The sequence below is a fragment of the Streptomyces subrutilus genome (genome assembly GCF_001746425.1).
Taxonomy (GTDB): domain Bacteria; phylum Actinomycetota; class Actinomycetes; order Streptomycetales; family Streptomycetaceae; genus Streptomyces; species Streptomyces subrutilus_A.
In genome coordinates this window covers 5488788-5504589 of record NZ_MEHK01000001.1, presented here as the reverse complement: position 1 = coordinate 5504589, position 15802 = coordinate 5488788, and the positions used below count along the sequence as shown (strand labels likewise).

The window sequence follows — 15802 nt, the reverse complement described above, 5'->3', positions numbered from 1 at the left end:
GGCGATCAGCTCGTCTTGCCCAGGGCCCGTTGCACCAGATCGGCAACGTCCATGGCGTCGATCAGTTCCACGTCGGCGGCAGCCGCCGACGGTTCCGCTTCCGGCGCGGACGCGTCCGCGTCCGCCTCGGCGAGGCCGAGGAGGGTGTCCAGTACGCCGGCCTCCTTGAACCGGGCGAACGGCACGGACGCGAGGATGTGCCGGAGTTCGTCCTCCCGCTCGTCCAGGCCGTCGTCGGCCTCCCGGAGGAGTTCGGTGCGCAGGTAGCCGACCAGCGCTTCCGGCGTGGGGTAGTCGAAGATCAGCGTTGCGGGCAGCCGCAGCCCGGTGGCCGCGTTCAGGCTGTTGCGGAGGTTGACGGCGGCGAGCGAGTCGAAGCCGACCTCCTGGAAGGCCTGGCGCGGGCCGATGCCCTCCGCGCCGCTGTGGCCGAGGACGGTCGAGGCGTGGCCGCGGACCAGGCGGAGCAGGATGCGGTTCTGCTCGGTCTCCGCGACCCCCCGCAGGGAGTCTGCGAGGGAGGAGGCGGCCTCGCTGCTCTCGGTGTCGCCCTGCAGGGCCTGGAGCGCCTGTTTCGCCTCGGGCAGGTCGGCGAACAGGGGGCTGGTGCGGACCGAGGTGAACGCGGGGATGAACGCACCCCAGTCCATGTCGGCCACGGCCACGAACTTCTCGTTGCCCCGCACCGCCTGCACCATCGCGGTCACCGCGAGCTGGGGGCCCATGGGGAGGACACCGCGGCGGCGCAGTTGCGCGAGGGCCGCCTCGTCCATGCCCACGCCGATCTGGTCGAGGGCGCCCCAGGCGATCGACGTCGCCCTCAGTCCACGGGCGCGGCGCCACTCGATCAGGGCGTCGAGGACGGCGTTGGCGGCTCCGGACGGACCCTGGCCGCCGCCGCCCCACACGCCCGCGATCGAGGAGAACACGACGAACGCGTCGAGCGGCGTGCGCTCGAACAGCTCGTCCAGCCATACGGCCGTGTCCACCTTGGCCGCGAACACCCCGGCGAGGTCGTCCGCTCCGGTGTCGTCGATGGAACTGGTCTGCTGGACGTCGGCGGCGTGCACCACGGCCGTGACCGGCTGCTCGGCGGCCGTCTCGGCGACCAGCCGCGCGATCGCCTCCCGGTCGGAGTCCGCGCAGGACTCCACCGTGGTGGCCAGGCCCAGTCCGGCCAGTTCGGCTGTCAGCTCCGGCACGCATCGGTCCGCCGCCTGCGCCGTGGTCGTGATGAGGAGCCGGTCCACGCCGGCTTGGGCGAGCCAGAGGGAGACGTGCTTGCCCAGGCCTTCGGCGCCGCCGGTCACCAGGACGCTGCCCCGGGGCTGCCAGCCGCTGTCGCCGGTGGACTCAGGTACGGCCTTGCGCACCAGCCTGCGGGTGTACACGCCCGACCGTCGGACCGCGAGCTGGTCTTCACCCGCGGCGGAGTTCAGCACTCCGAGCAGGTACTGGGCCGTGCGCGGGTCGGTCACGACGGGCAGGTCGACCAGGCCGCCCCAGCGGTCGAGGCGTTCCAGCGCGGCGGCGCGGCCGAGGCCCCACAGCGACGCCTGCGCCGGTGAGGTGAGGGTGTCGTGGATGCCGATGTTCACCGCGCCCCTGGTCAGACACCACAGGGGCTGCGTGACGAGGTTGTCGCCCAGGGCCTGGATCAGCGCGAGCGTCGGCGCCGCGACCGCGGTCGGGTCCTCGGGGCCGCTGCCCGTCTGCTGGTCCATGGCGAGCAGGGACAGCACACCGGCCAGGTCGTGTTCGGCCACTACGTCGGCCAGCCGCTCCGCGAGCCGCTTGCGGGTGAGGTCGGATGCCCCGACCGCCAGCAGGACCGTGCCGAGTCCGAGACCGGTCAGCTCCTCCAGGAGGGCGTCGGCCGCGCCGCCGTCCGCACGGTCGGACGGTACGACGACCAGCCAGCGGCCGCTCGGTACGCCGGCGGTCTCGCGGTCGAGCGGCTGCCAGGTGACGTGGTAGCGCAGCTTCTCCGCCGTCGACCGCTCGCGGCGCCTTCCCCGCCACTCGGCCAGTACGGGAACGACGGTGCCCAGCGCACTGCGTTCGTCGGTCGAGGCCATCTCCAGCAGCTCGCCGAGCGAGTCCAGGTCGGCCTGCTCGACCGCCGCCCAGAAGTCGGAGTCCGCGCCGTCCGCCGCGTCGGCGGCTTCACCGGCCGCCGCTTCCGCTTCCTGCAGCCAGTAGCGCTGGCGGTCGAAGGCGTAGGTCGGCAGGTCGACGGGCCGGGTCTGCGCCGCCTGCGGCAGGACACCGGTCCAGTCCACGGTCACGCCGCGGACGAAGAGCTCGGCCATCGAGGCGAGGAGCCTGCGTGGGCCGCCGTCCTCGCGGCGCAGCGAACCGGTGATCACCGCGTCGGTGTCGGTGGCGTCGGCGGTCTCGGTGATCGGCTGGACCAGCACCGGATGGGCACTGACCTCCACGAACACCCCGTGACCCTGACCCATGAGGTCGGCCACGGCCGGACCGAAGCCCACCTGTCCCCGCAGGTTCCGGTACCAGTACCCGCCGTCCAGGACCCCGGCGTCCGCCACCCACGTACCGGTGGTGGTGGAGTAGAACGGCACCTTCGGCGCCTGCGCGTCGATCCCGGCCAGCGCTTCGGCCAGCGTGTCCCGTACGTCCTCGACGTGCCGGGTGTGCGAGGCGTAGTCCACCGCGACCCGCCGGACCCGGACGCCCTCGCCCGACAGCGCCTCAAGGGCCTCGTCCAGGGCCAGGGCGTCACCGGCGATCACCACCGACGACGGCCCGTTGACCGCGGCCACCTCGACCCGCTCCGCCCACGGCGCGAGCCGGGCGACGGCCTCGTCCGCACTCAGCGCGACCGAAGCCATCCCGCCGCGCCCGGCCAGGTCCTTGGCGATGACCTGGCTGCGCAGCGCCACCACGCGCGCCGCGTCGTCCAGGGACAGCGCCCCGGCCACGCAGGCGGCGGCGATCTCACCCTGGAGTGGCCCAGCACCGCATCGGGCTTGACCCCGACCGAGGTCCACACGGCTGCCAGGCCCACCATCACGGCGAAGCTGGCCGGCTGAAGAACGTCCACGCGCTCGATGAGCTCGGGGGCGCTCTCGCCGCGCAGGACCTCCATCAGCGACCAGTCCACGTACGGCTCCAGGGCCGCCGCGCACTCCGCGATCCGCTCCGCGAACTCCGGCGAGGAATCCAGCAGTTCACGGCCCATGCCCGCCCACTGCGAACCCTGCCCCGGGAACACCCACACCACCTTGCCCGGCTTGCCCGAGCCGGTGCTGCCGGACACCACTCCGGGGGCGCTCTCGCCGCGGGCCAGTGCCTGCAACCCGGCCAGCGCCTCCTGCTCCGAGCCGGCCACCACGACCGCCCGCTCGCCCAGCACCGCACGGCCCGAGACCAGCGCCCCGGCCACCGCCGCCAGCGGAGCGCCCTCGGCGCCCTCGACGAACGCCGCGAGCCGCCCGGCCTGGCCGGCCAGGGAGCCGGTGCTGCGCGCCGACACCACCAGCGGGACCACTGCGGCAGGCGTCTGCTCCTGCGCCAGGGGCTCCGCCTCCTCGGCGGGCGCCTCTTCGAGGATCAGGTGCGCGTTCGTGCCGCTGGCTCCGAAGGAGGAGACCGCGGCCCGGCGCGGACGGCCCGCGCGCTGCCACTCCCGCGGCTCGGTCAGCAGTTCCACCGCGCCCGCCGACCAGTCCACCTGGTTCGTGGGCTCGTCCACGTGCAGCGTGGCGGGCATGACCCCGTGCCGCATCGCCATGACCATCTTGATCACACCGGCCACACCCGCGGCTGCCTGCGTGTGGCCGATGTTCGACTTCAACGAACCCAGCCACAGCGGCCGTTCCGGGTCGCGGCCCTTGCCGTAGGTCGCCAGCAGCGCCTGCGCCTCGATCGGGTCGCCCAGGGCCGTGCCGGTCCCGTGGGCCTCCACGACGTCCACGTCCGCCGGGGTGAGCCCCGCCGTGTCCAGTGCCTTGCGGATGACCCGCTGCTGCGAGGGGCCGTTGGGTGCGGTCAGGCCGTTGGAGGCGCCGTCCTGGTTGACCGCGCTGCCGCGCAGCACGGCCAGCACCCGGTGGCCGCGCTCCCGCGCCACCGACAGCCGCTCCAGGACGACCACGCCCACGCCCTCGGCCCAGCCGGTGCCGTCGGCCGCCGAGGAGAAGGCCTTGCAGCGGCCGTCGGCGGACAGGCCCCGCTGCCGGGAGAACTCCATGAAGGCGTCCGGGCTGGCCATCACCGTGGCGCCGCCCGCCAGTGCCATCGAGCACTCGCCCTGGCGCAGCGACTGCGCGGCCAGGTGCATCGCCACGAGGGACGAGGAGCACGCCGTGTCCACCGTGACCGCAGGGCCCTCGAAGCCGAACACGTACGACACCCGGCCCGAGGCCACGCTGGCCGCCGTACCGGTCATCAGGTAGCCCTGGACCTCCTCGGGCACCTGGTGGAGCCGCGTCACGTAGTCGTGGTGGACGATTCCGGTGAAGACGCCGATGTCACGGCCCCGGACGGACAGCGGGTCGATGCCCGCCCGTTCCAGCGCCTCCCAGGAGGTCTCCAGCAGCAGCCGCTGCTGGGGGTCCATCGCCAGGGCCTCACGCGGGGAGATCCCGAAGAGCCCGGCGTCGAACTGCGCGGCCTCGTGGAGGAACCCGCCCGAGCGGGTGTAGCTGGTGCCCGGGTGTGCCGGGTCCGGGTGGTAGAGCCCTTCGAGGTCCCAGTCGCGGTCGAGGGGGAAGCCGGACACCGCGTCCCGCTGCTCCACGACCAGCTTCCACAGTTCCTCGGGGCTGTCCGCTCCGCCCGGCAAGCGGCTGCTCATCGCCACGATCGCGATGGGCTCGTCGGAAGCCGACGCCGACGTGGCCGGGGCGGACACCGCCGCCTGCTCGCCGAGCAGCTCGGCCCGCAGGTGGTCGGCGAGCACGGCCGGGTTCGGGTAGTCGAAGACCAGCGTGGCCGGCAGGTCCAGCCCGGTGAGGTCGCGCATCCGGTTGCAGAACTTGACCGCGGTGAGGGAGTCGAACCCGAGGCTCTTGAAGGACTGTTCCGGGTCGAAGCCGTCCGTGTCGCGGTGGCCGAGGACGAGCGCGGCGCTCTCCTGGACCAGGTCCAGGAGGACCCGCTGCCGCTCCGCGGCCGGCAGCCCGGCCAGCCGACCGGCCATCGCGCCGCCGGCGCCCTCGCCGCGGGAGACCACGCGCCGGGTCAGGGCTCCGGGGGCCGGCTGCCGCGCTTCGGCGGCGGCGGTCGTGGCGGTTGCGGTGGCCTCGGCGGTCGCGGCGGTAGCGGCGGTCGCGCCCAGGGTCAACGGGCCCAGGACCGCCACCGGTTCACCGGTCGCGTCCGCGAGTTCGAGCAGGTGCCGCCCGTCCTCGCCCGGCGTGATCCGCAGCCGCAGCGAGGCCGCGCCTTCCGCGTACACGGCGAGGCCGGCGCCGGCGGAGAGGTCGCGGCGGCCCGCGCCGGAGGCCGGCGGGTCCGTGGCCGTACGGCAGTCCAGGACGCGCAGTGCGGTGTCGACGAGCGCCGGGTGGAGGGTGAACCGGGCGGCCTCGTCGGCGTGTTCCTCCGCGACCGCGATCTCCGCGAAGACCTGCCCGCCCTGCTCCCATACGCGGTGCGCCCCGGGAAGGAGGGCCTCGCCGTCCGCGGGCGCCGACCAGGTCCGCAGGTCGAAGTCCGGCTGCGGCATGCCCGGCACCAGCACGGCCCGCGCGTGGCAGGTCCAGGGGCCCTGCTCGGGGTCGAAGGGCCGGGCGTGGACGGCCGCCCGGCGGCGCCCGTCCGCACCGGGGGCGTCCACGGACACCCGTACCTGCGTGCTGCCGTGCGCCGGAACCGTCAAAGGCGCTTCGACGACGATCTGTTCGAGGCTTCCGCAGCCCACCTCGTCGGCGGCCCGGAGGAACATCTCCAGGAGCGCGGCGGCCGGCACCCCGGTGGTGCCGTCCGCGGCCGCCTGGCCGGCGAACCGGCTCCGGTGTCGCGGCGACAGCTGTCCGGTGAGCACGACGCCGTGGTCGCCGCCGTCGCCCGGCATGTCGATGACGGTGCCGAGCAGCGGGTGCCGGGCACTGGCGGCGCCCAGGGCCTCCGCGCCGCCCGTCGGGGTCTCGTCGTTCTCGACCCAGTACCGCTGGTGCTGGAAGGCGTAGGTGGGCAGGTCGGCCCCGGCGGCCGTGGCCGGGGCGCCGAGCAGCGCCGCCCAGTCCAGCGCCACGCCGCGCACGTGCAGTTCCGCGAGCGCGGTCATGACTCCGTCGGCCTCCGCGCCGTTCTTGCGCAGGGTGGCGACGCAGCTCCGCTCCGGTGCGCCGAGCGTGCCGAGCGCCATCGCGGCGAGGGCTCCGCCCGGGCCGATCTCGAGGAACGTGGCCGCTCCCTGGCCGCTCAGCGCGGTGACGGCGTCGCTGAAGCGCACCGCGCCGCGCACCTGCTCGACCCAGTAGCCGGGGTCGCCGAGCTGCCCGTCCCGGGCCGGCTCGCCCGTCAGGGTGGAGACGACGGGAAGTTCGGCCGGCCGGTAGGACAGGCTCTGCGCGACCGTGCGGAACTCGTCGAGCATCGGCTCCATGAGCGGGGAGTGGAAGGCGTGGCTGACCTGCAGCCTGCGCGTCTTGCGGCCGCGGCCGGCCAGTTCGGCGGCGAGGGCGAGCACGGCGTCCTCGGCGCCGGAGAGCACCAGCGCGTCGGGGCCGTTCACCGCGGCCACGCTGACCGCGCCTGCCGCCGCGGCCAGCAGCGGCGCCACCTCGGCCTCGGTCGCCTGCACGGCGACCATCGCGCCGCCTCCGGGCAGGGCCTGCATGAGCCGGCCGCGTGCGGCGACCAGCCTGCCCGCGTCGGCCAGTCCCAGGACTCCCGAGACGTGCGCGGCGGTGATCTCGCCGATCGAGTGGCCGGCGAGGAGGTCCGGCCGTACTCCCCAGGACTCGTAGAGCCTGAACAGTGCGGTCTCCAGGGCGAACAGGGCGCCTTGCGTGTACATGGTCCGGTCGAGGAGTTCGCTGTCGGACGTGCCGGGGGCGGCGAACACCACCTCGCGCAGCGGGCGCTCCGCGTGGTCGCGCAGGTGCTCCTCCACGGCGGCGCAGGCGGCGGTGAAGGCCTCGCGGAAGACCGGGAAGGTCTCGGCGAGTTCGCGGCCCATGCCGGCCCACTGGCTGCCCTGTCCGGTGAAGAGGACGGCCAGCTTTCCCGGGACGGGGGTCCCGGAGACGACCGACGGGGTCGCCTCACCGCGCCCGAAGGCGCTCAGGTCGGCGGCGAGCCGTCCGCGGTCGGAGGCCAGGACGACGGCACGCTGGTCGAGCTGGGCGCGCGTGGTCGCGAGGGCGTGGGCGGCGTCGGTGAGCCGTACGTCGGGCCGCTCGTCGAGGAACCGGGCGAGGCGCTCGGCCTGGCCGCGCAGTCCGGCGGGGGTCCGGGCGGAGACGGGGACCGGCACGAGCACCCCGGCGCGCTCCGGCGCGGGCTCCGGCCGGGCGGCCGGGGGCTGATCGGGGGCCTCTTCGAGGACGACGTGCGCGTTGGTGCCGCCGATGCCGAAGGAGGACACGCCGGCCCGGCGGGGCCGGCCGCCGCGCGGCCAGTCGCGGGCCTCGGTCAGCAGTTCCACGGCTCCGGCGGACCAGTCGACGTGGGTCGAGGGCCGGTCCACGTGCAGCGTCTTGGGGAGCACCCCGTGCCGCATGGCCATGACCATCTTGATCACGCCCGCGACACCGGCCGCACCCTGCGTGTGCCCGAGGTTCGACTTCACGGACCCGAGCCACAGCGGCTCGTCGCCCTGCCGGTCCTGGCCGTAGGTCGCCAGGAGCGCCTCCGCCTCGATCGGGTCGCCGAGCGTCGTACCCGTGCCGTGCGCCTCCACCACGTCCACGTCGGCCGGGGAGAGCCCGGCGCCGGCCAGGGCCTTGCGGATGACCCGCTGCTGCGCGGGACCGTTCGGGGCGGTCAGGCCGTTCGACGCGCCGTCCTGGTTCACCGCCGAGCCGCGGACCACGGCCAGGACCTGGTGGCCCCGGCGGCGGGCGTCCGACAGCCGCTCCACGAGGAGCAGCCCGGCGCCCTCGGACCAGCCGGTGCCGTCCGCGCCGTCCGCGAACGCCTTGCACCGGCCGTCGGGCGCCAGCCCGCGCTGCCGGGAGAACTCGACGAAGGTCTCCACGGTGCCCATCACCATCACACCGCCGGCCAGCGCCATGGAGCACTCGCCCCGGTTCAGCGCCTGCGCCGCGAGGTGCAGTGCCACCAGCGAGGAGGAGCATGCCGTGTCGACCGTGAGGGCGGGGCCCTCGAAGCCGAGGTGGTAGGCGATGCGGCCGGACGTGACGCTGCCGGAGCCGCCGGTGAGGCGGAAGCCCTCGACGCCGGACGCCTGGTGCATCCGCATGCTGTAGTCGTGGCTGTTGACGCCGACGAAGACGCCGACGTCCTCTCCGGCCAGCGTGGTCGGGTCGATCGCGGCCCGCTCGAAGGCCTCCCAGGACGTCTCCAGCAGCAGGCGCTGCTGCGGGTCCATCGCCAGGGCCTCGTTCGGCGAGATGCCGAAGAACGCGGCGTCGAACCCGGCGGCGTCGTCGAGGAAGGCGCCGTGGCGTACGTACGTGGTGCCGGCGTGGTCGGGATCCGCGTGGAAGAGCCGGTCGATGTCCCAGCCCCGGTCGTCGGGGAACTCGGTGACGGCGTCGATCCCTTCGGCCACGACCCGCCACAGGTCCTCGGGGCTGTTGACGCCCGCGGGGAAGCGGCAGGCCATCGCCACGATCGCGATCGGCTCGTCGTCCGTCACGGCGGGCGCGACGGGCTCGGACGGGGCCTCCCGGGTGTCGCCGAAGAGCTTGGCGCGCAGGTGGTCGGCGAGCGTCGTCGGCTTCGGGTAGTCGAAGACCATCACCGGGGAGAGGGCGAGCCCGGTCGCGGCGGCGAGCCGGTTGCGCAGCTCCACCGCCATCAGCGAGTCGAATCCGGCCTCCTTGAAGGTCCGGTCCGCGGGGACGGCCTCGGCGCCGGTGTGCCCGAGCACCTCGGCGGCGTGCCGCCGGACCAGCTCGACCAGCGTGTCGGCCCGCTCGCCATCGCCCATACCGGCGAGGCGCTCCCGCAGGGACGCGGGCCCGGACGGAGCGGCGGCGCGAGCCGCCGGCCGCGGCGAGGGGGCCAGAGCCCGCAGCAGCGGGGGAACCGGACCCTCGGCGGCCGCCGCCCGCAGGGCCGGCACGTCGAACCGGGCCGCCACCAGCGTGCCGGCCGTGCCCGCGCCGGCGCCACCGAGGGCGGCGTCCAGCAGGGCCATGCCCTCGGTGGCGGACAGGCCGCTCATGCCGATGCGCTGGTTGCGGCGCAGGTCGGCGGCGCTCAGGTGCTCGGTCATGGCGCTGACCGTCGCCCAGTAGCCCCAGGCGAGGGAGACGGCCGGCAGGCCGAGGCCGCGCCGGTGTCCGGCCAGCGCGTCCAGGCAGGCGTTGGCCGCGGCGTAGTTGGCCTGTCCCGGGTTGCCCAGGACGCCCGCCGCCGAGGAGTACAGCACGAACGCGGCGAGGTCCAGGTCGCGGGTGAGCTCGTGCAGGTGCAGCGCCGCGTCCACCTTGGGCCGCAGCACGGTGTCGACGCGTTCCGGGGTGAGCTCGGTGAGCACCCCGTCGTCCAGGACACCGGCGGAGTGCACCACGGCGGTCAGCGGGTGCTCGGCGGGTATCTCCCGCAGGAGCGCCTCGACCTGGGCCCGGTCCGAGATGTCGCAGGCGGCGATGGTGACGGAGGCCCCCAGCGCGGTCAGCTCCTCGTGGAGCTCCGGGGCGTGGCCGCGGCGGCCGGCCAGGACCAGGTGCCGGATCCCGTGCGCGGTGACCAGGTGCCGTGCGGTCATCGCCCCCAGCGTGCCGGTGCCGCCGGTGATCAGTACGGTGCCTTCGGTGTCCAGCGGCCGCGGGCACCGCCCGGCTTCGGCCGGCGACCCCTCCTGCGTGAGGGGCACGCGGACCAGCCGGGGCACCTGCGCCACGCCCTCCCGCAGCCTCAGCTGCGGTTCGCCGCTCAGTACGACGGCCGACAGAGCGGACCGGGACGCGTCGTCGAGGTCCGCGAGGACGATCCGGTCCGGATGCTCCGACTGCGCCGAGCGGACCAGACCCCACACGGCGGCCGCGTCGGGTTCGGCGCTGTCCCCGGTGACCACGGCCAGCCGGGTTTCCGCCAGGGCGGGTTCCGCGAGCCAGGCCTGGAGTACGGCCAGCGCCGCGTTGACCGATGCCCGGGGGTCGGCCGCCGCGCTCACGGCCTCGGCCTCGTACAGCAGGACGTCGGGGATCGAGGTGGCCGACCCGGCCGAAGCCGCGACGTCCTCGGCGGTCGTGACGGACAGGATGTCGAGGGAGCGGTCCTGGGCGGGGAGCGCACATTCCGTCCACTCGACGCGGAACAGGGTGTCGTGCGGCAACGCGCCCGCGATCCCTGCCTGTTCGGGGGAGAACGGGGTTCCGCGCACCGCCTCGACGGTCATGACGGGCTGCCCCGTGGGATCGGTCAGCTGCAGACCGGTTCCCTCGGCCGACGTCCCGCCCGGGCGCACCTGCAGAGCGGCGGCGCCGGAGGCCAGCAGGGACACACCGGTCCACACGGAGGGGAGCATGCCGTCGGGGACGACCGTACGGACGGCGGCGTCCAGCAGGGCGGGGTGCACCCCGTACCGGCCCGCGTCGCGGAGAGCGGCGCCGTCCAGGGCGACGTCGGTGACGCGTCCTTCGCTCACGGCGGTCACGGTGGCGCCGGCGGGCGCCAGCGCGCCCTGCGCGTGGCGCGTCCACTGCGCGTCCAGCGGGGCGTCCGCGGCACGGGAGAAGATCTCCACCGACCGCCGTCCCGTCCCGTCGGGCTCGCCGACGATCACCTGGATGCTGCGGCTGCCCCGCTGCGGCAGTACGACGGGGGTATCGACGGTCAGTACGTCGAGTACGGGGGTGGCGGCCAGGTCGCCGAGCCGGATGGACAGCTCGACCAGGGCCGCGTTCGGTACGACGACGGCATCGGACAGCAGGTGGTCCGCGAGCCAGGGGTGGGACCGGAGCGACCAACTCGACGTGGCCATGAAGCCGGTCGAGTTCGGCATGCCGACGACCGCGCCGAGCAGCGGGTGACCGGCGGCGGCCAGCCCCAGCGACGCGGCGTCGGTGGCCGATCCTGCCGCCTCGAGCCAGTAGTGCTGGTGGTCGAAGGCGTAGGTCGGCAGGTCTACGTGCGCGGAGGCGGCGCCGACGGGCAGGACGCTGCTCCAGTCCACGGCCACGCCGCGGACGAACACCTCGGCCATCGAGGCGAGGAGCCGGCGCAAGCCGCCGTCCTCGCGGCGCAGCGAACCGGTCACCACGACCTCGGCACCGGTGGTGTCGACGGTCTCGGTGATCGGCTGGACCAGCACCGGATGGGCACTGACCTCGACGAACACCCCGTGACCCTGGCCGAGCAGCTCCGCCACGGCCGGGCCGAAGCCCACCTGGCCCCGGAGATTGCGGTACCAGTAGTCACCGTCCAGGACCCCGGCGTCCGCGATCCAACCGCCGGTCACGGTCGAGTAGAACGGCACCTCCGGCGCCTGCGCCTCGATCCCGGCCAGCGCCTCGGCGAGCGCCTCGCGGACGTCCTCGACATAGCGGGTGTGCGAGGCGTAGTCCACCGCCACCCGGCGGACCCGGATTCCATCCCCGACAGGCCTCAGGGCCTCGTCCAGCGCCTCGGCGTCACCCGCGATCACCACCGACGACGGCCCGTTGACGGCCGCGACCTCCACCCGGTCCGCCCACGGCGCGATCCGCGCCACGGCCTCGTCCTCGGACAGCGCCACCGACGCCATACCGCCCCGACCCGCCAGATCCTTGGCGATGGCCTGGCTGCGCAACGCCACAATGCGGGCGGCATCCTTAAGCGAGAGTGCGCCGGCCACACACGCGGCCGCGATCTCACCCTGCGAATGACCCAGCACCGCATCCGGCTTGACGCCCACGGACGACCACACCGCCGCAAGGCCCACCATCACCGCGAAACTCGCCGGCTGGAGCACGTCCACGCGCTCCATGAGCTCGGGCTCGGTCTCCCCGCGCAGCACCTCAAACAGCGACCAGTCCACGTACGGCTCCAGAGCCGCCGCACACTCCGCGATCCGCTCCGCGAACACCGGGGAGGAACCCAGCAGTTCACGGCCCATGCCCGCCCACTGCGAACCCTGGCCCGGGAACACCCACACCACCCTGCCCGGCGCACCGGACCCGGCGGTGCTGCCGGAGACCAGACCGGGCGCGCTCTCGCCCCGGGCCAGTGCCCGGAGGCGCGTCAGTGCCTCGTCGGCGGAGTCGGCGACGACCACCGCACGCTCACCGAAGACCGCACGGCTCGACACCAACGCCCCGGCCACCGAGGCCAGCGGCACCTCGTCGGCGGCGGACTCCAGGTACGACGCGAGGCGGCCGGCCTGGCCGGCCAGGGAGCCGGCGGTCCCCGCGGACACCACCAGCGGCACCGCACCGGCCGGCGCCGAGGGCTCCCGCCCCTCCTCGACGGACTCCGTCCCGACGGGCGCCTCTTCCAGGATCAGGTGCGCGTTCGTGCCGCTGACGCCGAACGAGGAGACACCGGCCCGGCGCGGACGGTCGCCGCGCGGCCACTCCCGCGCCTCGGTCAGCAGCTCCACGGCGCCCGCGGACCAGTCGGCCTGCGGGGTGGGCGCGTCCACGTGCAGGGTCGCCGGAAGCACCCCGTGCCGCAGCGCCTGCACCATCTTGATCACGCCCGCCACACCCGCGGCGGCCTGTGTGTGACCGATGTTCGACTTCAGGGAGCCCAGCCACAGCGGCCGCTCCGCGTCGCGGTCCTGCCCGTACGCGGCAAGGATCGCCTGTGCCTCGATGGGGTCGCCCAGAGCCGTACCGGTCCCGTGGGCCTCGACCACGTCCACGTCCGCCGCGGCCAGCCCGGCGCCGGCCAGCGCCCGGCGGATCACGCGCTGCTGGGAGGCGCCGCTCGAAGCGGTCAGGCCGTTGGACGCGCCGTCCTGGTTCACCGCGCTGCCCCGCAGCACCGCCAGCACCCGGTGGCCGCGCTCCCGGGCCACCGACAGCCGCTCCAGCACCACCACACCGACACCCTCGGCCCAGCCCGTGCCGTCGGCAGACGAGGAGAAGGCCTTGCAGCGCCCGTCGGCGGCGAGCGCCCGTTGGCGGGAGAACTCCACGAAGTGGCCGGGCGTGGCCATCACGGACACGCCGCCGGCCAGGGCCATGGAGCACTCGCCCTGCCGCAGGGCCTGCGCGGCCAGGTGCATCGCCACGAGCGAGGAGGAGCAGGCCGTGTCCACCGTGACCGCAGGGCCCTCCAGCCCGAGCACGTACGACACCCGGCCCGAGGCCACGCTCGGTGCCAACCCCGTGGTCGTGAAGCCTTCGAGCTCCGGGGCGGCCGCGGCGGCGCCGGTGCCGTAGCCCTGGCCGAACAGCCCGGAGAACACGCCGACGTCGGTTCCCTTCAGGGAGACCGGGTTGATCCCGGCGGCCTCCAGGGCCTCCCAGGAGGTCTCCAGCAGCAGGCGCTGCTGGGGGTCCATGGCGAGGGCCTCACGCGGCGAGATCCCGAAGAACCCGGCGTCGAAGAGGCCCGCGTCGTGGAGGAATCCGCCCTGGTCGGTGTACGAGGTGCCCGTACGGTCCGGGTCCGGGTCGAACAGGCCCTCCAGGTCCCATCCGCGGTCCTCGGGGAAGGACGACAGGGCGTCCCGGCCCTCGGACACCAGGCGCCACAGGTCTTCCGGCCCGGTCACGCCGCCCGGCAGCCGGCACGCCATCCCGACGATCGCGACCGGTTCGTCGGGGTCGGCCGCCAGGACCGGCTCGGTCACCGGCCCGGTGGTCCCGAGGACCTCGGCCCGTATGCGGCCGGCCAGTGCGACCGGAGTGGGGTGGTCGAAGACGACGGTGGTGGGCAGCGCCAGCCCGGTGTTCTCCACCAGCCGGTTGCGCAGGGCGACGATGGCCATCGAGGTGAAGCCCAGGTCGCGGAAGGCCCGGTCGGACGGGATGGAATCCGGTCCCGGCTGCTGTAGCACGACGGCGGCCTGCGTACGGACCAGGTCTTCGAGCAGTGCCAGCTGCGTGCGCTCCTCCAGACCGGACAGCCGGTCCCGCAGGGCTGCCGCGACGGTCGCGTCGGGCCGGCCGCCCACCAGCGCGTCGCGGTGTCCGATCGCCTCGTACCGCAGCCGGCTCGGCTGATCGGCCAGCATGCGGCGCTTGGTCTTGCCCGATGCGGTCCGGGGGATGGCGTCGACCTCGTGGACCTGCTCAGGCACCTTGTACGCGGAGAGCTGCTCGCGGCACCTGTCGATCAGCGTCGCGGTGTCGAAGCCGGACGGGCCGGGGACCACGTACGCGACCGGTACCTCCCCGAGCGTCTCGTGCGGTACGCCGGCAACCGCCGCGTCGGCGACACCCTCGACGGTGCGCAGAACCGCCTCGATCTCCTCGGGGTGGATGTTCTCCCCGCCGCGGATGACGAGTTCCTTGATCCGGCCGCGGATGGCGAAGTAGCCGGCGTCGTCGCGCCGGGCCAGGTCGCCGGTCCGGTACCAGCCGTCCCGCATCGCCGCGGCGGTGGCCTCGGGGCTGTTGTGGTAGCCGACCATGACGTTCGGCCCGCTGACCCACACCTCGCCCTCCTGGCCGACGGGTACGTCGAGTCCGGTGGCGGGGTCGACGATGCGGACCCCGACGCCGGGCACGGGCAGGCCGCAGGACCCCTCGACGCGGTCGCCGTCCGGCGGGTTGATGGTGATGGCGCCGCAGGTCTCGGTGCTGCCGTAGGCGTCGACCAGCGGGACGCCGAAGACCTCCTCGAACTCCCGGCGCAGCCCGGATCCGGTGACCGCACCGCCGACCAGGCCGATCCGCAGGGCGGGGGCGGAGAATCCGTTCTGCCGGGCGGCCGCCACCAGGTGGTGGTACGTGGTGGGAACACCGGCCAGGAAGGTGGAACCGTCCTCGGCCAGCGCCGTGATCACGTCCGCCGCGGAACTGCCGTCCACGATCCGGGCGGTGGCGCCGACCACGGTGACGGACAGGACGCACGCGATGTGCGAGAGGCTGTGGAACAGCGGCAGCGGCCAGAGCACCCGGTCCTGGTCCGTCAGTCCGGGGATCGGTACGTAGCAGGAGGCGACGGACCACAGGCAGTTGCGCTGCGTCGACAGGACGCCCTTGGGCCGACCGGTCGTGCCCGACGTGTAGAACATCCAGGCCACGTCGTCGAGTCCGAGGTCGTCCCTGGCCGCTTCGGCCGGTTCGCCGGCCGCGAGTTCGTCGTACGAGTGGGTCCCCGGCCGGGCGGGGGCCTCCCCCGTCACCAGCAGGGTGAGGCCGGACGCCACGGCCGAGCCCCGCAACCGCTCCGCCTGCACGGAGTCGGTGATGACCACCGTGGCGCCGCTGTCGGCGAGCAGGTACTCCAGCTCGGCGAGGGACGATGCCGGGTTGAGCGGCACGCCGATGCCGGCGGCGCGCACGATCGCCAGGTAGCTCTCGACCGTGGACACGGTGTTGCCGAGGCAGATGGCCACCCGGTCGCCGCGCTGGACGCCGAGGCCCGCCAGATGCCCGGCGAGCCGGCGCGTGCGCGTCTGGAGGTCACCGTAGGTGACCGCTCGCCGGTCGTCCGCGAAGGCGGTCTTGTGCGGAAAGCGGGTCGCGTTCTCCAGGAGTGCGACGGGAAGTGGCTTGATGAGTTCGGTGCGCACTGCGCCGCAAATCCTTTCAGAGAA

Annotated in this window: 1 pseudogene; it reads right to left on the bottom strand. The window is 74.4% G+C overall.

The window, feature by feature from the left end:
- Nucleotides 1–5: 5 nt before the first annotated feature.
- Nucleotides 6–15778: pseudogene (locus BGK67_RS39465) on the bottom strand (type I polyketide synthase).
- Between the last annotated feature and the right edge of the window lie 24 nt (nt 15779–15802).